The organism is Fluoribacter gormanii (assembly GCF_900156395.1).
Taxonomy (GTDB): Bacteria; Pseudomonadota; Gammaproteobacteria; order Legionellales; family Legionellaceae; genus Legionella; species Legionella gormanii.
Genome location: NZ_FTNL01000020.1, coordinates 44,536 through 70,668 on the forward strand (window position 1 = coordinate 44,536; position 26,133 = coordinate 70,668).

Genomic DNA, 26,133 nt, shown 5'->3' on the forward strand with positions numbered 1-26,133 from the left:
AAAACCTTATTTTAGCCTAAACACTGTAATAAAGCCATTTATTTAGTTTATTTTTTAATCACTTAAGTGATTAAAAAAAGTAAAATTTGATTACTAATAAGTGATTGCTGAACATGACTCTCACCATAAAAATTTAATTTCTATTTTTAATGCATCACGTTAAACTGGATTTCTTTTCTAACTGAGTTGAAAACGCCTGTGAGGTGCCATAAAACGGCCTAATACCTTAGGTTTCGCCATTCACCCAGGCACGTTTCTACATACTCTACTTTTTATGGATTAAATGATGAAAGAAATTATTCTTGCTACCAGTAATCCCGGTAAAATTAAAGAATTGCGTGATTTATTAGCTCCTATTGAGTGCATTCCACAAACCGATTTAGCAATTTCAGATGCAGTAGAAAATGGTTTAAGCTTTATTGAAAATGCACTCATCAAAGCACGTCATGCCAGCTTGCTCGCAGGAAAACCAGCTTTAGCTGACGATTCTGGGTTAGTAGTGCCAGCATTAAATGGCGAACCAGGGATTTATTCTGCGCGTTATGCGGGCAACAAGGCAACCGATGCCGAGAACATCGGTTTGTTGTTGGAAAAAATGGCTCATGTTCCTTCAAATCAACGGGAAGCCTGGTTTTATTGTGCCATCGCATTGGTGCACCATGCAAAAGATCCTACTCCTATCATCGCAACAGGCCTATGCAAGGGAGTGATTCATGACCTCCCCCTTGGCGAGGGTGGATTTGGATATGATCCAATATTTTATATTCCTGATTTTCAATGCACGGTAGCTCAATTACCTGCTAAAATTAAAAATAATATCAGTCACCGCGCACAAGCTTTAAAGCAATTGCGTGATCTACTTAAGAATAGATGATGGATACCGATGCACTCTTTGCGCAAGCATATAAATTCCAGTACGAAGGTCAACTGCCCCAAGCCATTAGCCTTTATGAGCAAATATTGTCCCAGGAGCCCAAACATCTGAATACCTTGCATTTTTTAGGACTCACTTATGCTCAATTAGGCGACATGGATAATGCGATTCTCTATTTGTTACAAGCACTCTCACTAAGTCCTGATAATGCCAGTCTGCTTAATAACCTGGCGAATGCATACAAAAAACTACATCAACTTGACAAGGCAATTGAATATTATCAACACGCCATAGCACTGCAACCAAATTATGCCCAAGCTCATAACAATCTGGGAACAGTCTATGCATTAAAAAAAAATTATGCGCAAGCATTGTTACATTATACCCGAGCGGTTCATGCTGAACCTGATTTTAGTGCAGCACATTTTAATTTAGGCTTGCTCTTGCTACAAAATAATCAATTGGATGCAGCTAAAACTCAATTTAATAATGTCATATCCTTAAACCCTTTTCATACTGAAGCACTTTTCTATCTCGGAGTGTTGCATCTTGAAAAAAATGCACTTGTCGAAGCAGAACAAGCATTTCAAAATGTTTTGGAGCAAGACAGTAAGCAAATAGAAGCGCTTTCCAACTTGGGCGTAATTGCTTTAAAAAGACATCAAAACCAATTGGCAATCGATTATTTCAGCAAAGCATTGGCATTGGACAATGAGAATGTTGAAGCACGTAATAATTTAGCAGCAACATTCATGCACCATGATCGTTTTGAGAATGCGCTCATGCATTATGATGTATTGCTGCAAAAAGAACCTGATAATATTGAATACTTATACAATTCCGGCGTAGCGCAAATGGCGTTAGGCCATTTGAATGAAGCCATAATTCTTTTTGACCATATACTCGAGTTAGAACACAATCATACCTCGTCACTCAATAATCTGGCTGCAATTTTCATTAAGTTAGAACAAAGAGATAAAGCAAAAGAATATCTGGAACGTGCTTTGGCGATTAATCCTCAGGACATAATAAGTGCTCATATGTTTCACGCCCTCACTGGAGGCGAACAAGCAAAAACCACTCCGGAGTATGCACATAATTTATTTAATAACTATGCGCTTTATTATGACCAGCATATGAAAGGAACACTCAACTATTCCATCCCGCAACACGTGGCACGAGTAGTCCACCAACTCGAATTACCAGCAAACACCCACACTTTGGATTTAGGTTGCGGAACGGGTTTAACCGGGATCGTTCTTCGTGAACTCAGTAAACATTTAACCGGTGTTGATATCGCAGAAAAAATGCTGGTTCAGGCCAAAGAAAAAGAGGTTTATGATAATTTGGTGAAAGCTGAAATCAATCAATTTCTTGAACATAATAAAGCATTTTATGATCTCATTGTCGCAGCCGATGTGTTACCGTATTTTGGTGAACTTGACGCACTTTTTCATTCCATTTGTCACCATTTAAAACCTAAAGGCTATTTTATTTTCACTACTGAAATCAGTCTAACGACCCCCTGGTCGCTTGAAACAAGTGCGCGTTTCAGCCATCATCCTGACTATATCAAAAAATTAGCGGAACAAAATCAGTTTCGGTTTGTAAGGCAAGAGAAAATTCCAGCGCGCATTCAAAATGAAAATATTTTGGAGGTTATGCTTTATGTTCTAACAATTTGAATAATTTAAAGCAAGAAAATAAAATAGTAATATAATTATATATAGGGGTCTTAGGAATGACTCTGTCGCTTCTATGATAGAGCAAGGAGCTTATATGTCAAAGCCCATTAAAGGACTTAAATTTATCGAAGTACCGCAACTGAGCTCCAGCGAACAGCGCGAGATCGATCGAAAAATTGCGTTTGAAACAGCCAAGTCCTTTCACAGCATGGTCAAGCTTGGCGCATTTGCCAATATATTTGGTGCGCTACTGTACGTACTTGCGGTGTATAATTCTACCCGGCCTGTGTTAATCATATCCTGGTATAGCATTATGGTGCTTGCAAACTTGTTCAATGTCTTATGGGCCTTTCGTTTTGAATACAATCATATAACCCGCAAAGAAATTCTTAAATGTCGAACAGGTTTTCTCTACTTTGTTATTTTAATCTGTCTGATATGGGGCAGTATTGGTATTTTGTTTATGGATGATGGAATGGATCAACAGATGACCACCATTATCTTTTTATTCGCTGTTTTGATTTGTTTTTCCTTCTCAACTGCAATTGATTTAACAATGGGGATCATCAGTATTGCGTGTTTACTTACCCCAACAATTTTATATCATCTATATTTAATGATTGATTTATTTCATTCTGAAGCCAGTCGCATTAGCATGTCGGTTAGTGGCTCATTTCTCGTGCTTGGGATATTTATGCTCATTGCATGCATTGTTGGGAATAGGATCATTTTAAAAATATTTCGTTTGGGTTATGAAAACGCGTTACTTAGTCATAAACTGGAAAATATGAATACCTTGTTAGAGCAACGAGTTAAAGAGCGCACCGAAGAATTAGAAAAATCACTGAAATTGGTAACCTACCAGGCCACACATGATTTATTAACCGATTTACCTAACGAGCGATTTCTTTATGATCACATTCAAAGTGTATCTGAAAGAGCCGTTAAAGAGCACCAAAAATTTGCCATTGCCTGTTTCTCATTGAACAATATGATGAAAATTAATGACAGTATCGGTCATCAAGCATCCGCTACTATTATTCATCGTATTGCCCAACGGTTGGCACAACTTGCAGAAAAAAATAAGAAATATTTCATTTCGCTATTACGCAAAGATGTATTTGTTATCTTAATAGATCCAATCATTGATGCACTGGAAGTGGAAGACAGTACTCAGGATTTGTTTGCTGTACTAGAAAATCCTGTGTATGTTGCCCAACAAGAATTAAACTTAACAGCAAGCGTAGGCATCAGTATATTTCCGACTGATGGTCGAGATGTAGATACACTGATTACCCACGCAGAGGCAGCGCGAACACTAGCTACCGAGCGAGGAGGAAATAGTGTACGCATTTACAATACCGTTATTACTGCAGACGCCTCCAGACAATTGAATATTGAAAATCAACTCTATCGTGCGATTGAAAACAATGAACTCATCTTACATTACCAACCCTTTATTGATTTAAGAACAGGAACAGTTTGCGGTGCAGAGGCTTTAATTCGCTGGAAAAATCCTATGTTAGGCATGCTTTCTCCAATGGAGTTTATTCCTTTAGCAGAAGCCAACGGCATGATTCTTCCTATTGGTGAATGGGTATTAAACACGGCATGTCATCAATTAAAGCAGTGGCATAACAGTGGCTCTAAATTAGTTTTGTCGGTTAATTTGTCAGCAAAACAGCTCGTACAACACGATCTTGTTGACCGTATTGAGCAAATTTTAAATCAACTAAAGCTTTCACCCAAGTACCTTGAGCTCGAATTAACAGAGTCCAATGCATTTCAAAACGAAGCCATTCCAATTATTAATAAATTTACCGAAATGGGTATCTCTCTAGCGATTGATGACTTCGGTACCGGTTATTCAGAGTTTGGTAATCTTAAGTTATTTAAGGTCAACAAAATAAAAATTGATAAAACCTTTATTCAAGATATCGAAGTCAGCATTGATAGCAGAAATATTGTAATAAACACGATTGCCTTGGCCCATAGAATGAATATTGATTGTCTGGCAGAAGGTGTAGAAACACTGGAGCAAATTAAATTTTTAAAAGAAAACGGATGTTACATCATGCAAGGCTTTTACTTTAGCAAACCCCTGGATGTCAAAGATTTTTCTGAGTTCTTAAAAACTCACTCCACAAATACCTATGAAGCATTGACTAACTGGTGAGACAAATACATCCCTAGCCCAAATGGAGCGAACCCAGATAAGTTTAGATCGGTCGTCGCCGGATTAGGTTTAGCTCTCCCAGGATACAATAATATCTCTCAAGATAGAGATGACATTATTTGCGAGTATTGATAGCATGGTGCAACCAAAATGGAATTTAGCAAATGGAAGTTGCTCATGCAGAACATTGTTAATGTATTACAAAACAGAGCGCAAAAATATCCTCATCAAGAAGCAATTCTTTACTTGGAAGATGGTGAACATAAGACAGCTGAACTGACCTTAGCTGAGTTGGATTACCAAGCAAAAATCATTGCCGCACATTTAAAAACCCGGCAAATCACTGGCAATAGGGTCATTCTTCTTTATCCGACTGGGGTTGAGTTTGTCATCAGTTTAATCGGATGTTGGTATGCCGGCGTCATTGCTGTGCCAATCCCTTGCCCTAAAATAGATGAATTTGCGAAACATGAGGCACTCCTGAATACTATTGCTGAGGATGCTGATATTGCCGCGGTCCTAAGCTTATCTCAGTATCATTCAAATATTGAAACATCCTTAAAAAGAAAGGTACCTGTACTGGCTACTGATGCAATCAAAACTCAGTCCGCAGAAGATTATCAATCAACCCTAATTAGTGATGACACCGTAGCCTACCTACAATATACCTCAGGATCAACTTCAACCCCCAAAGCCGCAATCATCACCCATGGAAATTTAAAGCATAGTTTGCAAGAGACCATTAAAGCCTGGCATTACACCAAAAAAAGCATCACCTTGACCTGGGCTCCCCATACTCATGTATATGGTTTGGTATGTGGGATATTAGTGCCGCTATATCACGGAACGCAAGCCATCATAGTACCCCCGACCGCGTTCATTAACAAACCAGTTACCTGGTTATCCGCTATTTCAACGTATCGAGTAACCCATAGCGGTTGCCCTAACTTTGGGTATGATATTTGTGTGCGTGATATCAAGGAAACAGAACTTACGCAACTCAATTTAAAACACTGGAAAGTAGCAGTTAATGGGGGAGATATTGTTCAATATCAAACGATTATTGATTTCGCTAACAAGTTTCGTTCTTGCGGATTTTCATTAAATAAGTTTTGTTCCGCATACGGAATGTCTGAATTATCTGGTGCAATTGCAGTCACACCTTTTGGTTGTGAACCACATTCCTTACCACCTCAAAACGATGCAAATCCTCTTCAACGACGATTAGTCAGCAGCGGTAAATTATTGGCAGGATTGCGGGCAATTGCTGTTGATCCTGAAACAAAGCAACCTGTTGCTGCTGGAGAAACTGGTGAAATTTGGTTATCCGGAAAATCACTGGCTCATGGGTACTGGCGGCGTCCTGATGAGACTCAAACCGTGTTTCAAGCAACCATTCCAGGAAGTGACCTCCACTATTTTAAAACGGGAGACCTTGGATTTATTTTAGATGATGAAATTTATTTAACCGGCAGATTAAAAGAGGTCATCGTGGTTTATGGAAAGAAATATTATCCTCTTGATTTGGAAATCACAGTAGCCCATGTACTCTCTCAGTTCAAGCTTAATCTTCCGCAAGTAGCATTTTCTACAGAAATTGCTCACAAAGAAAAAATTATTATAGTGCAGGAACTGACAGAAGAAACGCCTCAATCACTATGGCCTGAAATCAAGAACGCCATTCATCATGCAATCACCAAGCATCATGGAGTCGATGTTCATGAAGTGGTTTTATGCCCTAAAGGAGCCATTCCTAAAACAAGCAGTGGCAAATTACAACGAAAAAAAGCGCAATCACTATTTAATGAGCAAAATCTGCTGGTATTGACTCAGGATTTATCCGAGAACACCACTACAAAAAACAATGTAAGCCATAGTAAGCAAAATCAATTCACCGCTTTAGTAGCCAATGTACTAAACATAGATGAGACAGAAATCGACATAGATGCCCCTCTGAGTCGCTATTCTTTCGATTCGATTAATATTATTCATCTTACTACAGTGCTCAACGAAACCTATCAACTTAGCCTATCTCCTGCTGCTTTGTATGAATATGCCACTTTAGCAGAATTTTATACCGATTTATTAGCTAAAAAATGCGTTGAAACATTGCCTTATGGAGAAAGGCAACATGTCGATGAGTCCAATGATATTGCCATTATCGGCATGAGCGGCGTGTTCCCACAAGCTCCCGATGTAGATACCTTTTGGGATAATTTATCGCAGGGGAAAGATTGCATCAGTGAAGTGCCCTTATCACGCTGGAACTGGCGTGATTTGACTGTGAGATGGGGTGGTTTTATTGATCATATCGAGCAATTTGATGCAACCTTTTTTAATATCTCACCTCGCGAAGCTGAGTTAATTGATCCACAACAACGATTATTTCTCCAAACCATTTGGAAAACAATTGAGGACGCTGGATACAGCCCTTCAGCCCTGGCCACATTGAAAACGGGTTTGTTTGTAGGTGTATTTAATCATGATTACGCCGAATTACTGCAAAAAAATGAGGTCATGGACGCCTATCTTACAACAGGTACTATGAACAGCATGATTGCCAATCGTATTTCCTACATTTTAAACCTACGTGGACCAAGTGAGGCAATTGATACCGCATGCTCCAGTTCCCTCGTTGCCGTTCACCAGGCAGTCCAAGCGCTTTTACACGGTGATTGCGATCTTGCCCTTGCTGGCGGAGTGAATGCTTTGATCACCCCCACCTCATTTATCGCCGCCAATCAAGCGGGGATGTTGAGTGCGGATGGGCGTTGCAAAACTTTTGATAAAAATGCCAATGGCTATGTACGTGGTGAAGGTGCGGGTGCCATTTTATTGAAAAAATTAACTCAGGCATTAAACGATGGCGACCATATTTATGGAGTGATTAAAGGCACTGCAGTGAATCACGGTGGACATGTCAATACACTCACCGCCCCCAATCCCAATGCCCAAGCAGAAGTAATCATCGCTGCGTGTCAACGTGCGCAAATAACAGTTGACAGCATTCAATACATCGAGACCCATGGAACTGGAACGCCATTAGGAGATCCCATTGAAATTAATGGCTTAAAAAAAGCATTCCAACACCTGGCATTGGAACAACAACTTGAATCCTTACCCAAACAATATTGTGGATTAGGGGCCGTGAAAACACATATTGGCCATTTGGAATCTGCAGCAGGAATTGCGGGAATCATTAAAATTCTATTAGCGATGCGTCATGAACTTTTACCAGCTAATCTACATTTAAATGAATTAAATCCTTATATTGATATTGAAGACAGTCCATTTTATCTCGTGAATCAGCCAACCAAATGGCCGAAAAAAGCAAATACTCCAAGAAGAGCGGGAGTGAGTTCATTTGGCTTTGGCGGCGCCAATGCTCATATTATCCTTGAGGAAAGCCCCGGGCGAACCCAAACCTCATTTTATAATCACTCATCCTATCTAATTTGCTTATCTGCAGTGACAACATCCGCATTGCAGCAACGAGCGGCTGAGTTACTCAAATGGCTGGAACAACAGCGAGATGTACCTTCTTTAGCTGCGCTCAGTTACACTCTGAATGCAGGCAGGCAGCATTTTTCCAAGCGTTTTTGCGTGATTGTGAAGACAGTTGAAGAATTACAGGAGCATTTGAAGTCTATTTCATCCTGTGAGAATATCGAGCAATACGTGCTTACAGCAGAGCTGTCCAATACAAATCATGAACATACTTCCGATTTGAATCGCATACGCAGTGTATACCTGCAAGGCAAATCGATTGATTGGAGCACTATCTATGGTGATTATAGAGAGAAAATATCGCTTCCTACTTATCCATTCGCCAAAGAATCACATTGGGTAGAACTCAAAAGTAAATCGCCTCAGGGTATGCATCCATTAATCGATGAAAATATCTCTACGTTTTCCGCATCTGTTTTTAGTAAGCAATTTTCAGGCAATGAATTTTATTTGCAGGATCATCGGTTAAATGATGAAGCGGTCTTGCCAGGCGCTGTATGTTTGGAAATGGTGCGTGTTGCCGCCAGTCTGGCTGCAAATAATCAGCAAGTAATCACGCTAAGTAAGATAACCTGGAAAAAACCGATAAAAACTCGGGATTTATCCTCTCCCCTGCATGTCCATTTAGTTCCTGAAACCGATTGTGTCTCATTTGCATTAACCGATGAAGATGGAACTGTTTCCTATATGAATGGGGATATTTATTGCGCAGACCGCTCTCCAGATGCTCCGCACCTTGCGCTTAATATTCAGGAATTAAAATCTGCTTTACCCCAAACTCATGCACCCGATGCCGTTTATACCTATTTTAACAATATAGGTATAACCTACGGTCCTGCTTTTCAAGTGATTAAAACGCTAAACTTTGATGAGAATAACCTTTTAGCAGAACTTACCCTGCCTGCAAACCTTCCCATCAAGAATAACGAATTTATATTACACCCCTGCTTGTTCGATGGAATTTTACAAACCACTCAGGTACTGCTTAAAAATCGCGAAATGCTTTACCTGCCCTTTTCTATAACACAAATCGATATTTATAAGGCGTTAACCAATACGTGTTATGTACGTGCCAACTTGATTTCTGCTGTAGATAATCAGCATATGCCGGTATTTAATATTCAAGTTACCGATACCGAAGGAACCCTCTTATTGGTCATTACAGGATTTACCTTATGCGCAGTGCATGAGGCGGTTAAACCTGAAGCAACGGTAGCTTATTATTCTCCCAAATGGGACATTCAGCCGCTGCACTCATCAAGCAAACATCCAGACTCCATCCTGATTTTAGGAAGTGACCCGCAATTCATACAATCGATTAAGGAACACGTTCCAGTTCACACTGCCTCATCCCTGCGTGTACAAGACACTAATCCCGAAGATATCAGTATCGACTCGCTCAGCGAGTGTATTATTATTGCTCTGGAAAACTTCAATGATGAACCCTATTCAGCCCTAGAAATTCAAAAAAATTTGGAGCGTACCCATCATCTGCTCCAAACGCTAACAACCCAAATCTGCAAATTAAAGCCCAGGCATCCAGTGCAATTAGTTTGTATTAGTAAAAATCATTCTCTTTATTCACGTGCTTTAGTTGGCTTTGCAAAAAGCCTGCACCAAGAACAATCCAATATCTCATGTCGTTTTATTGAATTACACGATCTCAGCCTGCTTGCGCAGGAACTAAGCCAAAATGAGATTGAAGTCCGATACGATGCACAGAACCATCGATACGTTCGCCGTTATGAATTGATTCCTACCTCAATGGCAATAGCACCAATACTTAAGAAGTTTGGCGTTTATTTAATTACCGGCGGTATGGGAGAACTCGGTTATTTGTTTGCTACTTATCTGGCAGAGCATTATCAGGCCAAAATTGTATTAACAGGCCGTTCCCTCCTGTCAAAACAGCATCAAAAACGGATTGCAGCACTGGAACAGAAGAATGCCTCGGTAGCTTATATCGCCGCGGACGTATCATCCTACGAAGAAGTCCAGGCCCTTATTCAAAGTACCAAGGAACGTTTTGGTGCAATTAATGGCATTATTCATGCTGCCGGCCTTATCCATGATGGATTTATTATTAATAAAACACCCCCTGAAATCGCCAATGTGTTAGCACCTAAAATTTATGGCACTTGCAATTTGCATGCGGCAACGCTTAAAGAACCTTTAGATTTCTTTGTGCTTTTTTCCTCTGTCGCAGCCGTGTTCGGTAACGCAGGGCAAAGCGATTATGCCTATGCCAATTGTTTTCTGGATGAATTTGCCAACGAACGTGAACGACAACGAGCGCTGGGTCATTGTTTCGGACATACTGTTTCGATTAACTGGCCACTTTGGGAAGAAGGAGGATTACACATTGCTCCAGAATACCAACGGGTCCTTGAAGAAAACCTGGGCATTATCAGTTTATCAACACAACAGGGATTCACCGCATTTTTGCAGGCATTGCAGCATAATACCCAAAATTGGATTGTGCTTTCTGGATATCAACAAACACTCATGAGTGCATTGCAAAATAAATCGATACTAAATCAATCAATAGCGACTCAGCGCCCCGCACTTAACTCGACTCTTCGTAAACAAACTGAGAATTTTTTAACAAAAATACTGGCTGATACATTGAAGTGTTCCCCAGAACACATTGACCCCAAATCGCCTTTCGAAAAATATGGCATAGACTCCTTGATGATCATTCAGCTCAACCAGCGTTTAGCCAATGAATTTAATGCGTTACCCAAAACATTATTTTTTGAATACCGAAATGTGGCCGATTTAGCGGAATATTTCATGGAACATCGTGCCAGTGAATTAATGCCACGCTTATCTGATGTTGAAGTTCCCATGATACATTCCATTCCTCCGTTGGTCATTTCGCCCAGTGTTATGAAAAATACACCAAGGTCGCAAGATATCGCGATTATTGGTATGAACGGACGTTATCCAGAAGCCAAAGATTTGACCACATTTTGGCACAATCTATATACAGGAAAAGACTGTATACGCGAAATTCCGAAGGAACGATGGGCTTTGGCGGACTATTTTGATCGAAATCAAAATAATCCCGGAAAAACATACAGTAAATGGGGTGGTTTTTTAACCGATGTCGATCAATTCGATCCCCTATTTTTTAATATTTCACCGCGCGAAGCTGCATTGATGGATCCCCAGGAGCGATTATTTTTAGAAACAGCTTGGAAAACCATAGAAGATGCAGGGTATGCCCATGAGACGTTAGCCGGAAAAAAAGTGGGGGTCTATGTAGGCGTGATGTATGGGCAATATCAGTTATTTGGTAATGAATCAGCTCATGCGAATCAATTTGCTCCAACAAATTCAGTATTTGCTTCCATCGCCAATCGCGTTTCCTATTTTTTTGATTTTCATGGTCCAAGTATTGCACTAGATACGATGTGCTCTTCCTCTCTTACTGCAATTCATTTAGCCTGCCAGAGCCTTCACGAAGGCGAATGCGAGATGGCTCTTGCTGGTGGGGTGAATCTTTCCTTGCATCCTAATAAATATCTGTTGCTAAGCCATGGAAAATTTTTGGCAAGTGATGGGCATTGTCGCAGCTTTGGTGAGGGTGGCGATGGCTATGTACCCGGTGAAGCTGTCGGTGCAATACTATTAAAGCCCTTGGATAAAGCATTAGCCGATGGCGATGCTATTTATGCGGTGATTAAAGGCAGCCATCTTAATCATGGTGGAAAAACAAACGGTTACACCGTACCCAACCCCAACGCCCAGGCTGAGTTACTTGCTGAAACATACCAAAAAGCCCATATTAATCCAGCACAAGTGAGTTATATTGAAGCACATGGCACCGGAACCTCACTTGGCGACCCGATTGAAATGGCCGGATTAAATAAAGTATTTAGTCAAAAACAAATGCCATACCATTGCGCCATTGGTTCAGTAAAATCCAATATTGGTCATTGTGAGTCTGCGGCAGGAATTGCTGCCGTAACCAAAGTGGTGTTGCAATTACAACACCGCACCTTGGTGCCTTCTTTATTCTCGGAGACGTTGAACACCAACATAGATTGGTCCACAACACCGTTTCGCGTGCAGCAAACCGTTAGTCAATGGCAAAAACCTTCATCCAATGTACCAAGAATCGCCGGCATCAGCTCTTTTGGTGCAGGAGGTTCCAATGCGCATCTGATATTATCTGAAGCACCAGAAATACTGCCTTTAATATCAAGCAATAAATCACATTATTTGCTCACCATATCTGCCAAAACTGAATTGGCTTTAAATCAGCGTCTCGATGATTTATTAGGCTGGTTGGAACAAAATCCATTAGCCCAATTGGAACAGCTGAGTTACACCTTAAATGCAGGCCGAAGTCATTTTGATTGTCGTTGCGCTATGGTGGTAAGCACGCTTGCTGAAGCAATCCAATTAATCGAACAATTTAAAGCACAGCGACATGCCGCGCCATTGTTTGTGCAAATGCATGCAGGAAAAAATGCGGAACACGCTCTAATTAATTCCACCATCATGCCTATATTGATACAGCAATTGTCGAATCCTTCTCAATATAAAGAGACTTTGCTCGCGCTGGCAAAACTTTATGTAGAAGGCCAGAATCTGGATTGGCATCAAATCCATGCTGGCGAATCCAGGAAAAAAATCTCCTTACCTACTTATCCTTTTGCTAAGGAACGTTATTGGTATTCTGATGAAGAACAACTAATCTCTGTCGAGAATAGAGATGAGGCATTAACCCAAAATGCACTCATTGATAAACTTAATTCTTATCTTGTTCGACAAGTTGTACAGATTTTAAAAATAACGCAACACCGAATCGCACTGGAAAAAAATCTTGGTGAATATGGGATGGACTCCGTTCATTTTATAGAATTGGCTAAACAGCTCGCTGAGCACTACCAAATCGAATTCACCCCTGCAGTGTTCTTCACACACAGTAGTGTACTCTCGATTAGCGAATACCTGATTAACCAATTTCCGCAGGCAGTGGCTCAGGCGCACCACGAAGCAGCTCATCTGCAAATGAATCTCCCTACACTAAAACCAAGGCGTATTGCAACGAGCGAAACTGAAGCAATTGCCATTATAGGTATGCAAGGGATTTTCCCACAATCCGATGATCTTGCTGCATTTTGGCAGCATTTGGTTGAAGGCCATGATTTAGTGACCGAGATCCCTAAAGAACGCTGGAACTGGCGTGATTATTATGGAAATGAAGCTCATCAAAGTAACTCCAAATGGGGCGCTTTTATCAACAAGTTTGATCAATTCGATGCAGGATTCTTTAATATTTCGGCTCGAGAAGCGAATCTTATGGATCCGCAACAACGACTCTTTTTGGAAACGGTATGGAAAACCATTGAAGATGCGGGTTATGATCCTTTTGCATTATCCGCACAAAATGTTGGAGTTTTTGCCGGCGTTGAGTTTAGTGAATATCAGACTTTAATTGCCAAACAGCACAATGAACATCATGGATTTATTGCAACAGGGAACTCGCATAGCATGATTGCCAATCGTGTTTCCTACTTTTTCAATTTCCAAGGACCAAGTGAGGCCGTCGATAGCGCATGCTCCAGCTCGTTGGTTGCAATTCATCGCGCAGTGCAAGCAATTCGCCATGGCGAATGCGATTTGGCTATCGCGGGTGGGGTTAGCCTCATTTTAAACCCAGACACCATTGTAGTTACGAGTCAATTAGGCGCCTTATCTGCAGATGGTCGTTGCAAAACTTTTGATAAAAACGCAAATGGTTACGTAAAAGGCGAAGGGGTTGCCAGTCTTTTGCTGAAACCTTTAAAACACGCTCAAGAAGACGGGGATCATATTTACGGGGTCATTAAAGCCTCAGCAGTAAATCATGGCGGCAAGGCACAATCGTTGACCGCACCCAACGCAAAAGCCCAGAGTGAGTTGTTGATTCGCGCCTACACCCAGGCCAATATCGATCCAAATACCGTAACGTACATTGAAACGCATGGAACGGGAACCGCTTTAGGTGATCCTGTTGAGATTGAAGGCTTAAAACTTGCATTTTCTTCCTTGCTTGCGTCGAAAACAAAACAAAATTCGATTGCATTAGGCTCTGTCAAAACAAATATTGGTCATTTAGAACCTGCGTCAGGAATTGCAGGAATCATCAAGCTGCTTTTGGCCATGACTCATGAAACGCTGCCGGGTATTTTACATTTTCAGGAGTTAAACCCTTATATCAATTTAACAGGAACCCCATTCACCATTGTCAAAGAAACTCAGGCCTGGCAACGCATCAAAAATGAAGTCGGCGCAGACATCCCGCTACGCGCTGGAGTCAGCTCATTTGGATTTGGTGGAACAAACGCTCATATCATATTGGAGGAAGGTCGCCCCCACCAAAGACGAGCCGAGAACCATCAGGCTAAACCCTATTATTTAATCACATTTTCAGCCAAACAGCAGGAAAGTTTGTACCAAAAAATAGTCGACCTGCACCAATGGCTTAATAAGAATAAAGATACGATTTCCTTACCCTCACTTAGTCTTACCTTAAATATGGGCCGAGCTCATTTTATTTGCCGCTGTGCGTTGGTGGTGAATTCTGTCGATGCCTTGTGTGATGCATTAAACATGTTAAGCAATCATGAAACTCCTGAATATTGCATGATGAATGAAGGCCAAACCTGGACGATTCAGGGGCCAGTATTTGATGAAGTTTATCAGGCTGCAATCAAAACCTTACACCAGCCAGAGAATTCCGATCAATATCGTCATAAGTTATTTATTCTGGGTGACTTGTATACGAAACATTATGACATTGACTGGCAACAGGTGTATGCCGGGGAAAAAATACAGCGAGTGGGTTCGCTACCTGCCTATCCATTCATAAAACAACGCTACTGGTATGATCTGGAAACAAATTCCATAGCAACCCCACAACCCTCGATAATCTCGAAGTCTCTTAGCTTGTCCACAGCATCCACGGATCCCGCGCACAAGGCGCGGGAAGTTGGTTCTACGATAGATCATCAACAAACCCTGATGTATTTACAACAGATATTCGCAGAAAAATTACGTACCGCTCCTGAACTTATCCAAGCGGATGAGACCTATGAAGTTTATGGCGTAGATTCTTTAATTGGCTTAGAAATTACTAACCGGTTGGAAAAAGACTTTGGCTCCTTACCCAAAACGTTACTCTACGAACGGAACCGATTAAATGATTTAGCTAAATATTTTATAAAAAATCATAAGGAACAGTTGTCTGCGCTTGTATCGGAGAATAATGGTATGCCGGTGGTAGCCCCTCTTGAGGTGGAAGCGGTTAAACCCGTAATATCTGCCATCAAACATGCAAATCATTCATCTCAAGACATTGCCATCATTGGTTTAAGCGGCACATTTCCTATGGCCAACTCCATGGATGAGTTTTGGCAAAACTTAAGTTCCGGAAAAGACTGTGTGGGTGAAGTTCCTGCTGATCGCTGGGATTATAGAGATTATCCTGTATTGATTGGAGGTGAAGAACACTATTTTCCACATGGAGGTTTTATTCCCGATATCGATAAATTTGACCCACTGTTTTTTAATATCTCGCCACGTGACGCAGGACTGATGGATCCACAGGAACGTTTGTTTATGCAGTCAGTATGGTCCACGCTAGAGGATGCGGGTTACACGCGAGACAAATTAAAACGAAAAGCCCAAAATTCAGTCGGTGTTTTTGCGGGGGTTACTTATAATTTTTACCCATTGTTTATCGCGGAAGAGTGGCAAAAAGGAAATCGGGTACCATTGGATATCCAATCATTTTCAGTAGCAAACCGAATTTCTTACTTTCTTGATGTTAATGGGCCAAGCTTTGTTGTCGATACAGCATGTTCGTCTTCACTAGCAGCAATTCATCTGGCCTGTGAAAGTCTTTTTCGTGGTGATTGTGCCATGGCAATCGCCGGTGGGGTTAATTTGTCGTTACACCCGAGTAAGTATCACTTTCTGGGTAGTTTTAATTTTATGTCCGAGCAAGGCCGATGTGCCAGTTTTGCTGATGGGGGCACAGGTTATGTACCCTCAGAAGGCGTCGGCTCTGTCTTGTTGAAACCTTTAGCGGATGCAATTGCTGATAATGATATGATTTATGGGATTATTAAAGGCAGCAGCATGAACCATGGGGGCAAAACCAGCGGTTATACTGTCCCCAATCCTAATGCCCAAGCAGCGGTGATTTTGCAAGCGTTAAAAAATGCCAATATTGATGCGCGCACCGTCTCTTATATTGAAGCGCATGGCACAGGTACCGCCTTAGGAGATCCTATAGAGATTCGTGGTTTGCAAGATGCCTTTGAACACTATACGGAAGACAAACAATTTTGTGCTGTTGGTTCAGTCAAATCCAATATTGGGCATCTGGAATCTGCAGCAGGCATATCCCAATTGGCAAAAGTGCTCTTACAAATGCGCCACAAAAAATTAGCCCCTACATTACATAGCACGCAATTGAACCCATTTATTGATTTTCAAAACTCCCCTTTTTACGTTCAACAAGAATGTACTGATTGGCAGCCTGAGAATAATGTACCTCGACGAGCAGGAGTGAGCTCTTTTGGTGCAGGTGGGGCGAACGTCCATATGATTATTGAAGAGTACATTTCGCCAATAAAACAACAGAACACGGTGGATGTTCCATATATCTTTTTATTATCGGCATTAAATGAAGAGCGCTTGGCCGCACAGGTACAGCAAATGCATCGTTATCTACAGCAGAACAGCCATCTGGACAATAAAGAATGGCTAAGGGACGCATGCTTCACGTTACAAACAGGACGCGAACACATGATGGCACGATTCGCAGTGATTGCAACAAACACCGATGAATTACTTACGGCTCTAGCAAACTATCCTCACCAGGGTCCAAACACCTGGATAAATCATCATGCTCAAACTAATCCACAACCGGTTGCTGAATTAATCCGTGATGCGCACTATGAAGAATTGGTCCAGCATTGGGTTAATGGGACAAAAGTGGATTGGGAACAATTATACCCACAACAATTGCCGCATATTATCTCTTTGCCCACGTATCCATTTACTAAACGACGCTGCTGGATACCTACAAAAGAAGTAGAAGTAGTATCTGTGGCGCAACCTATAGTGCAACCCGCGATTCAACCCGTTGTTGCTAGCCCTGAAATGATTGATCTTCAAGATTGGCTTTACAGGACCCAGTGGGAGAAAAACCCTCAAGCAACTAAGCCTGGATTAATTGACAGCGAAGGCAAATGGCTTATTTTCTGCGAACCAGAATCAGTACCGTTCTTGAAACAAGAACTTGGTGCGCATGCAGGTATTTATTGTTTTATTCGCGATCAATATTCCATGCTTGAGAAGAATGAATTCACCATCAATGCGTCACAAAAAACCGATTATGAACAGCTCTTTGCTACCATTTACGAACAGCACAGAGATAATTTAAAAGGCATCATCCATCTATGTCCTGCACAGGATCCAAATAAAGAAAACCATAGCGATCCAAGCTTGGCATTATTATATTTGTTGCAAGCCATAGTGCAGCATTCGTGGTCGCATCAAATAACCTTCTGTCTTGCATCCCAAACAGCGCAACAGGTTAATCCGTCCGATACCATCAATATCTGGCAACATCATCTCTGGTCCATGACCCGTATTTTTGCCGCCGAGCAAGCAAAATACCACGCGTTACTACTTGATTTGGATGCAAATGAAGGTATAGAGCATAATACAAAAATCCTAGTCAAGGAATTGGGACGTTACCAAACCCAAGAAAACCATATTGCTTATCGTGCCGGTGAACGCTACACCATCCGCTTCACTCCTCATGGGGAGGCAAAAAATACTGAAATGATTCATTCCTGGAAGCCCCCTGTAGCTGCATTAGTTACTGGAGGATTGGGGGCCTTAGGCTATGAAGTAGCAGAATTTATTGTCGCGCAAGGAACACGTTTTGTATTGCTTACCGGAACAACCGAACTCTCCGCAACAACATTAGAAAAAAATACCTGGCTCAAACAGTTGGAAGCGAGAGGGGCACAGGTTAGGTACGCTGCGGTAGATGTAGCGAATCAAGAACAAATGCATCAAGTCATTATGGACGCTGAAAAAGCATGGCAGCAATCCATCGATGGCGTATTTCATTTAGCGGGTGTAACTACCGATAATATCACCATTGCCGAAATGGATGAAATATTATGGCGTGAGGTGTTACGTGTAAAAATACAGGGTTCTTTGGTGTTGCATGAACTCTTTTTACAAGCGCCATTATCGTGTTTTGTGCTGTTTTCTTCCATTGCAGCAGTTCCCCATTTTGGTATGGCAGGACTCAGCGCTTATGCAGCAGCGAATGAATTTATGAATGGCCTCGCTTTATATCGTCGTAGTTTGCAACTACCCGCATCAAGCATTAACTGGGTCGCCTGGTCAGAAAAAGGAATGAGCCACAGACATAATCATGACGCATTTTTAGATGCTGTAGGGATGGCGTCTTTAAGTATTAAAGAAGGCATTGCCTTGCTCCATGCTCTGCTCAGGCTAAATCCTGCTGAAATTACAGTATGCAAGATTCAATGGAAGAAATTTTTACAGGTAAATGCCACCGCCAAACAGCTTGATTTTTTTAAACATTTGGTTGCTGAATATGCTGCAAATACGCAATCAACTACAGTTTCCGCATTAAATCAGGAAGAAATTACAGCATTAGTGCTGAACCTCTTTGCTGCCGTATTAGGATTGGAGGTCACTGAAATTGACCGAGAAGCCCCCCTCCAGCAATATGGAATGGATTCCATTACTGGCATCGATTATACCGAGCAACTGGGTAAGCATTTCCCTGATGTAGTCGCGCCTATGGACTTATATCGTTACCCTACACTGAAACAACTTACTGAGTACATCATGCAACGCGTGCAAATTAACATTGAGCCAGCCCCTGCACCTCTTTTCAGTGCCGAGAAAACTCTTGATCTGGATCAATTAAATGATGCACAACTGAATGAATTGCTTGAATTGGAATTAAAAGAATTAGAGCTGGCTTATGAATGATACAACTACTTTAAAAAAATCATTATTAATGATCCAAAAGCTCAAGAAGCTTTTGCAAGAACAGAACGACAAGTTATGTGATCCAGTGGCAATTATTGGCATGAGTTGTCGCTTACCCGGAGCCAATAATCCTCAAGAGTTTTGGGAGTTATTATGCGAAGGCAAGAATATCATATCACCAATACCTGAAGAGCGTTGGGAGCTTTTGCAGGGTACTCGAGAAATCATTCAACGTGATACCAATTTACCTTATTGGGGAGGCTATCTGCGTCAAATTGAAGCGTTTGACGCCTATTTTTTTGGCATTAGCCCTCGTGAAGCCATGCGAATGGACCCGCAACAACGTATCTTGTTGGAAGTAGCCTATGAATCCCTTGAAGATGCAGGTTTAACCGTTGATGCTTTAGCAGGCTCCAATATGGGCGTTTTCTCCAGCTTATATGCAAGTCAATTTAGCCACTTGCAAAAACTGGATTCAGATATGGATGCTTTGTTTATTCCCACCGGAAGCGCGATTAGCATGGCAGCTAACCGTTTATCCTATTTGTTCGATTTACGCGGCCCCAGCCTGGTCTTGGATACGGCGTGTTCGTCTTCGCTAATCGCCATTCAATTAGCCTGTTTAAACCTGCAAGCCAAATTATGTGATACGGCACTAGTCAGTGCAGTGAATATCAATTTATTACCGTCTATTCATTCTGTTTTGGCTAAAGCGACCATGCTTTCTCCTACTGGACAATGCCATACTTTTGATGCCAAGGCAGATGGCTATGTACAAGGAGAAGGAGCAGGCTCCATTATTTTGAAGCCGCTTGCCAAGGCATTACAGGATAAAGACAAGATCTACGCTGTCATCACTGGGAGTGCAATGAATCAAGATGGTAAAACAAATGGTTTAACTGCTCCTAATGGCTTGCAACAAGAACAATTATTGCGATCGGCTTATCGAATGGCTAAAACGGATCCGTCTCATGTATCCTATGTTGAGTGCCATGGAACAGGAACATTTCTAGGTGACCCCATTGAAATTCAAGCATTAGGCGAAGTACTTGGCAAAAATCGTGATACAGAACAACCTTGTTGGATTAGCTCAGTAAAAACCAATATAGGGCATTTGGAGCCTGCTGCAGGTATTGTAAGTGTCATTAAAGTAGCGTTGGCTTTAAAGAATGGTTTAATTCCACCCCATCTTAACTTTGCTGACGCGAACCCACATATCCCGTTTGAGCGTTATTCTTTGCGCATTCCAAGGAAACCAGAACAATTACCCAGATACAGTGATGTCTGCATTGCCGGGGTAAGTGGTTTTGGTTTCGGTGGCGCCAATGCTCATCTCGTATTACGTGAACCCTCTTTAAATGAGCAAACCACTGTTAGCAGCACGCTTAATATGGATAAAGAGTTATTTACCCTTTCAGCAAAAGAGCCCTCTGCATTAGCTGATTTAATTGGCCTCTGGTGTGATTATTTAAACAATCATCCCGAAACGAACTTGGCACAGATTTGTTATAACCTCCATATCAGGCGTTCTCATTATGCGCAACGTTTGGCAATAATTACCGATTCAGTTGCTGATCTTTATCAAAAATTGACGGCATTACGAGCAAATTCTGATGCCCCAAATGAGTCAGTTTTTATTAACAACAAGCAAAAAAAATCCAATCATTCAACGCCAATAACCGAATTTGCCGCAATGGACTTGGAAACCTTGGCAAAAAACTATGTAAATCAGGCGTCAATTGATTGGAATAAATATGAAGAAGAACGCACTTACGCACCTCTAGATATGCCGTTTTATCCATGGCAGCGTAAAATATATTGGCCAACCTTGGATCAAGGTTTAAATGAAAAAGCCTCTATAACCTATCCTATGCGAGGAAAATCCCTCCCCTCGCCCCTAGCAGCACGACAATTTGAATTTGTCTTTGATACAAAAGAAATGCCTGAAATACAAGATACCTTTTATGTTTTGCATGCGGGTTATTACCTCGAAATGTTAGCGTATGCAGCAAAACAATTACAGCAAACTATTTCTTTTAAGGTACAAGACCTTAATTATTTATCGCCTATATTAGTCCTGGATGGAACAACTGTTTTGGTACATCTCATCATCGAAACGGATAAAGAAAGCGACACCTTAGCGTTTCGTTTTTACAGCAATGATGGCAAAAAACACTGGATAGAACATGCGACCGGTACTTTAGCCCTGAATTGTTCTCCGCCCAGCAACCAACTTAAAACCAAGATGGAACAGATGCAACAACGTTCTGCCTCCGGAACTATGGACACCTTTTATAACCGAATAACAAACATGGGCATGCCGGCTGGTGATACGATTCGCTGGGCCGATCAATATTGGATAAATAGTGATGAATTGTTTTGTGAGTTACGCGCCCCCAAAACCTCAGAGCGCGGCAAACGATTTGTAACCCAAATGCATCCGGGAATTATTGATGCCTGCATTCAGACACTCTTTTTATTGTTACCCAAACAATTCAACAAACCCTATATTGCATCGCATATGGGGACTCTTGAATTTTACGGTTCACTAGAGGACCAGAAATATATATACACTATACTAAAAGATCTGCATCCAGATGGAAAACATATCATTGCAGATTGGTACTTGCTGGATAAAAACTATGATGTAATCGCCATTTGCCATGACCTGTGCATGAGCGTACTCAATGATACGATGCAAATTAATCAAATCATGGACATTCAATCTCAATTTCAACTTGATTTATCGCTGCCCTATGAAAGGTGTAAAGACAGATTAATCCAGCATTTAATGGAACAATTTGCTCTAATCTTTTCAATGCCACAAAATGACATCAGTCCTTTTCAGTCCTTGCATGAACTGGGAATGGATTCGCTGATGGCGCTGGCAGTAATCCGAATCATAGAAACAACCGTAGGTGTCACTTATTCTTTACCTTTGATGATGCAAGGTCCCTCAATCAATGAGATTGCCGAGTATGTATTAGCAAGCCAATGGATAGGTTCCAAACAAGAAACACCAGAACCTAAAACTCAGTTTGATACACTTTGGATAGCCAATCGAAAAATACAAGCAAATGCCCAGGTACGCTTGTTTTGTTTTCCTTATGGCGGCGGCGGTGCTTCAATTTATCGGGAATGGCAACAGGAATTCCCTGATTTTATTGAGGTATGTCCGATACAGTTACCAGGCAGAGAAAATCGAATGGAGGAGCAACCTATTGATAACCTCGATACCTTGGTTTCATTATTAGCCAATCAGCTAAAACCTCAATTTAATTTACCTTTTGCTTTTTTTGGCCATAGCTTTGGTTCACTTATTGGGTTCGAATTGAGTCGATATTTACGTATTCATCAACTCCCCCAACCCATTCATCTTTTTGCATCGGCCTATCCCGATCCACGTATACCCTCCAAAAGTTTGGATAATCTGCTCACAAAACTGCAACAAATGAATATCAATTTATTTGATTTAAACTCGGAACGAATCAGTGAATTAGACGATGAACAATTAACTGCCTTATCCATCGTGTTTAAAGAAAACGGTATTGTTGATTACAGCGATGAACGGATGAACAAGAGTATCATTAAAGTGTTATTGCCCATTTTTATTGGCGATATGAACATCGTTAGAAACTATAATTATCGTGATGAGTCGCCCTTAACTTTTGGCACTACGGTATTTTTTGGTAAACAAGATACCTGGGTCTCTCCTGAAGACCATTTCGGATGGGCTGATCATTCATTAGAGCATTGTGAGTTCCAACAATTTGAAAGTGGGCATCTTTTTATAAGAGAAAAAGAAATAAGAACAAAAGTAATCAAAAAAATTACCGAAAAGCTTTTGTGTTTTAATGCTGCAGAATGTGAGGTTTAATTCTCAACTTAATACTGTATAAATCATGTTTAAGTATGCTTGTATTAAAATTATGAGTACAAGCATACTAAGATACTTCAAAAGAAGAAGAAAAACTTGACTAGAGCAGGCCACCCTTTTTCATGGAATTTAAATAATCATTAATCCAAAGATGATGACTAAATGGTAAACTTCGAATGTTCTATATTCTTAATCTCTGGTGCATGCTCACGAATACTTCTACAAAGGTCACTTATATCTCGGGTCGGTCCTTGAATTGACAAACAACTTAAGATTTGAGGATTGTGAACCAGTGCATCGTGGATTCTGTGCCTTCCTGTTTCACCACCAAAAGAATTGTCAGTCAAATCCATATAAACTTCAGCTTGCAGTTTATTCGCACGAATAAAACTTGATAGCATTTCAGCGCCCTCTTGTGTAATCGCATTGTACGCCAAATGAAGCTTTATTTTTAAGCCCTCAGGCATGTGTTCTAAAGCCTTAAGAATAACGGCAAAGCCCTGATCTTTTAGTCCTTGCTCACTTAAATCAAGCTCCAGTTGACTAGGAGTCGTTATTGTCTTTAAGGCGTCAAATAATATACTAACTTCTGTTGTAGTGAGATGCTTGACTCCAAATTGTAATGATAATTCCTCGGGGCATTTATTGGATTTTAATGTGTTCGCTAAATTACAGATAACGCCTGTTCCATGTTTACTAAATTCGTAAATTATATTTAAACCATCCTTTTGTGAACCACATTCCATGCCTTCAATTAAAGCTGCAGAACCAAGCTTCGTTGTGGGGTTAAATAATAAATTTAACGATAACTTTTTAGTACTACCGGGTAATTTAAGCATCTCTGCTAATTCAATTACCCCTTTATCTGAAATCTCATTATTGGCCAAGTTTAGCGACACTTTTGCTGGGCTATGTTCTGACTGCAAAGCGTGAGCAAACAAAACAGCGCCTTCATTTCTTAACCTATTGCCCCCTAGTCCCAATTTAACTTCAGAAGCATTACACCCTTGAGTAATAGTAGCTGCCAAGATCTCTAATGATTTCATACTAAGAGAAGTTTTGGCGAGTATTAGGTTAATAGAATTTGGACATTTATCGGATTGTAAAAAAGTGGCCAATTCAGAAATATCTTCATCACTTAGCGGATGATTAGTGAAGTCCAAGCAAAGACTATCCCTTGGATTTTCCATAAGCACTTGACAGATCTCCCCCATCTTATCCGTGACTGGATAAGCCAAAGAGAACTCAAATCGTACATCCTGCTTATTTTTAGATTCGTTAACTAAAACATCAAAACCATCAATGTCTTGTACTTTAATAATTCCTGGCATGAGTACATTCCTTAAACTAAATCATAGAAAGATATTTAATCAATAATCAAAGTATATTACAACGCCACAGTGAGTCAAATTAAATCAATGCTGATGTCAAATTTTCCAAACAACCCCAAAGAGAGTTTAAATTATGTGCTAAATTTAAAGTAAGCAAGCAATTAGAATTTTAAATGAGCATGCATTAATGAGCATTAGCTAAATAAATTTAATTGGGTATTTGAATGGCAACTAATAAATTTCATTATATCTGGATGGGTCGTGTGCCTAGTGGCAAATACGAAGATGCATTTAAAAATGGTCCTAATGCTTTAGCCCAACAATTAAAAGATTATGTGATGGACATAAAGAAAAATAGAGATCCAAATGCTCCTAATCCTCAAGATCAAGAAATAATAATGTGGGTACCAGAGGCCATAATTGAAGGAATTAAAGAAGCTGGATATCTCGATCCTGACATTACGCTAAAACCCATTGAAGATCTTTATAAAGATGCCAAACATTTAACTCAAGAAGAACGAGAAAATCTAAAGAAAACGGTTGATTTATTGGGAGAACATAACGCATATTCCGCTCAAAAAGATATTCTGGAAGCTGCAATACTCGAAGAATATGGCGGATACTATTTGGATACTACATCAATCGTCACATCAATTGAACAACTGATCAATAATCAGCCTAAAGACATATGGTTTCCAAGAATTACAGAAGAGGCTCAAAAGTATTATGACGGAAAGGCCTACGTCCTGCCTGATGTATGGGCTATGTATAATCCTACACCTGGTGAAGGTACCTGTAAGGCTATGCTCAATGGCTATATCCAAAGATGTCAGTTCTATTTTCCAGAACACTTTGAAGGCGTTCAACTTGATATTGAGAAATTAAAAGATAGATCGGGATATGATTTAAAGGAGGATGATTCCTATGGAGCTGGAAGTGAACTCATGTCCTCGGAATATAGAGATGACTTGATCGGACAACTTGTTATTTTTGCGTTATATGATGGACTGCAACAAACAAAAGGTCCCTTAAATAACGCGATAATGCGCCGTCTAAGCTCGTATGCTGAAGATACATCAGAAGGTAAACACATTGCAAAATTCGGCATTGATAAATTTCATAAGGGAACATGGCGACAAGAAGCAATTGCAGATAATATCGAAGATCGAAAAGAAGAGCGTCAAACACAAGTAGCGCTAGATGATCAAATCCAAGAAGTAGCCCAAGACGAACAAATCGAGGAACTCGACAAACTAGAAATTGCATCCCCCCCTCAAAACCGCTTCCACATGTTTACAGTACAAGGAGCTGATTTTGAAAATTTCAAGGCAAAATATCAATCTTTAAAAGGAGATATTTTGAAAAGTCAGATTATAAGTGATTTTGAAAATAAACTGTCCGAAATAAAAGATAGAGATACACTAGATCATTTCGTAGCTGATTTCAAAAAAAGTACTTCTTATGCCGTGTTGTCGAAAGGACAAGATTTAGTAACCAGGATGTTTTCATTAGATACAGACTCTGTAACTAAAGTTGATGAGATGATACAAGCCAAAATATTCGAGCTAGAGGGACAAAAACTATCTATTTCCTAGGAGAGAAGAGGCTGCGTTTGTTAACGTCATGCTCAATAT

The 26,133-nt window shown here is 40.6% G+C and carries 7 protein-coding genes; 6 read left to right on the forward strand and 1 reads right to left on the reverse strand.

The genetic code is table 11. The features are described 5' to 3' along the window. Positions 1-286: 286 nt before the first annotated feature. From rdgB to BW930_RS12595, 5 genes are all read left to right on the forward strand, one after another. Positions 287-874, forward strand: a complete 588-nt coding sequence (rdgB, locus tag BW930_RS12575; protein WP_058466999.1) for an RdgB/HAM1 family non-canonical purine NTP pyrophosphatase — start codon at positions 287-289, stop codon at positions 872-874. Continuing rightward, positions 874-2,559: a tetratricopeptide repeat protein gene (locus BW930_RS12580; RefSeq protein ID WP_058467000.1), complete on the forward strand. Its 1,686-nt coding sequence runs from the start codon at positions 874-876 to the stop codon at positions 2,557-2,559. Before rdgB ends, BW930_RS12580 begins: the two co-directional genes overlap by 1 nt. Positions 2,560-2,653: 94 nt before the next feature. After that, positions 2,654-4,735 carry a putative bifunctional diguanylate cyclase/phosphodiesterase gene (locus BW930_RS12585; protein WP_058467001.1) on the forward strand — a complete coding sequence of 694 codons (2,082 nt, stop codon included), beginning with the start codon at positions 2,654-2,656 and terminating at the stop codon, positions 4,733-4,735. Positions 4,736-4,885: 150 nt separating this feature from the next. Beyond that, entirely contained in the window at positions 4,886-19,291 is a 14,406-nt protein-coding gene (locus tag BW930_RS12590; RefSeq protein WP_238587823.1) for an SDR family NAD(P)-dependent oxidoreductase, read from the forward strand. Beyond that, positions 19,284-23,168, forward strand: coding sequence for a beta-ketoacyl synthase N-terminal-like domain-containing protein (locus tag BW930_RS12595; RefSeq protein ID WP_058467002.1), 3,885 nt, complete (start codon positions 19,284-19,286; stop codon positions 23,166-23,168). The genes BW930_RS12590 and BW930_RS12595 overlap by 8 nt, the downstream gene beginning before the upstream one ends. A 158-nt stretch (positions 23,169-23,326) precedes the next feature. Here BW930_RS12595 and BW930_RS12600 read toward each other — a convergent pair whose 3' ends face one another. Next, positions 23,327-24,499, reverse strand: coding sequence for a leucine-rich repeat domain-containing protein (locus BW930_RS12600; RefSeq protein ID WP_058467003.1), 1,173 nt, complete (start codon positions 24,497-24,499; stop codon positions 23,327-23,329). A 224-nt stretch (positions 24,500-24,723) separates the two neighbouring features. Here BW930_RS12600 and BW930_RS12605 point away from each other — a divergent pair, with 224 nt between their 5' ends. Further along, entirely contained in the window at positions 24,724-26,094 is a 1,371-nt protein-coding gene (locus tag BW930_RS12605; protein WP_058467004.1) for a hypothetical protein, read from the forward strand. The last annotated feature ends 39 nt before the right edge of the window (positions 26,095-26,133 follow it).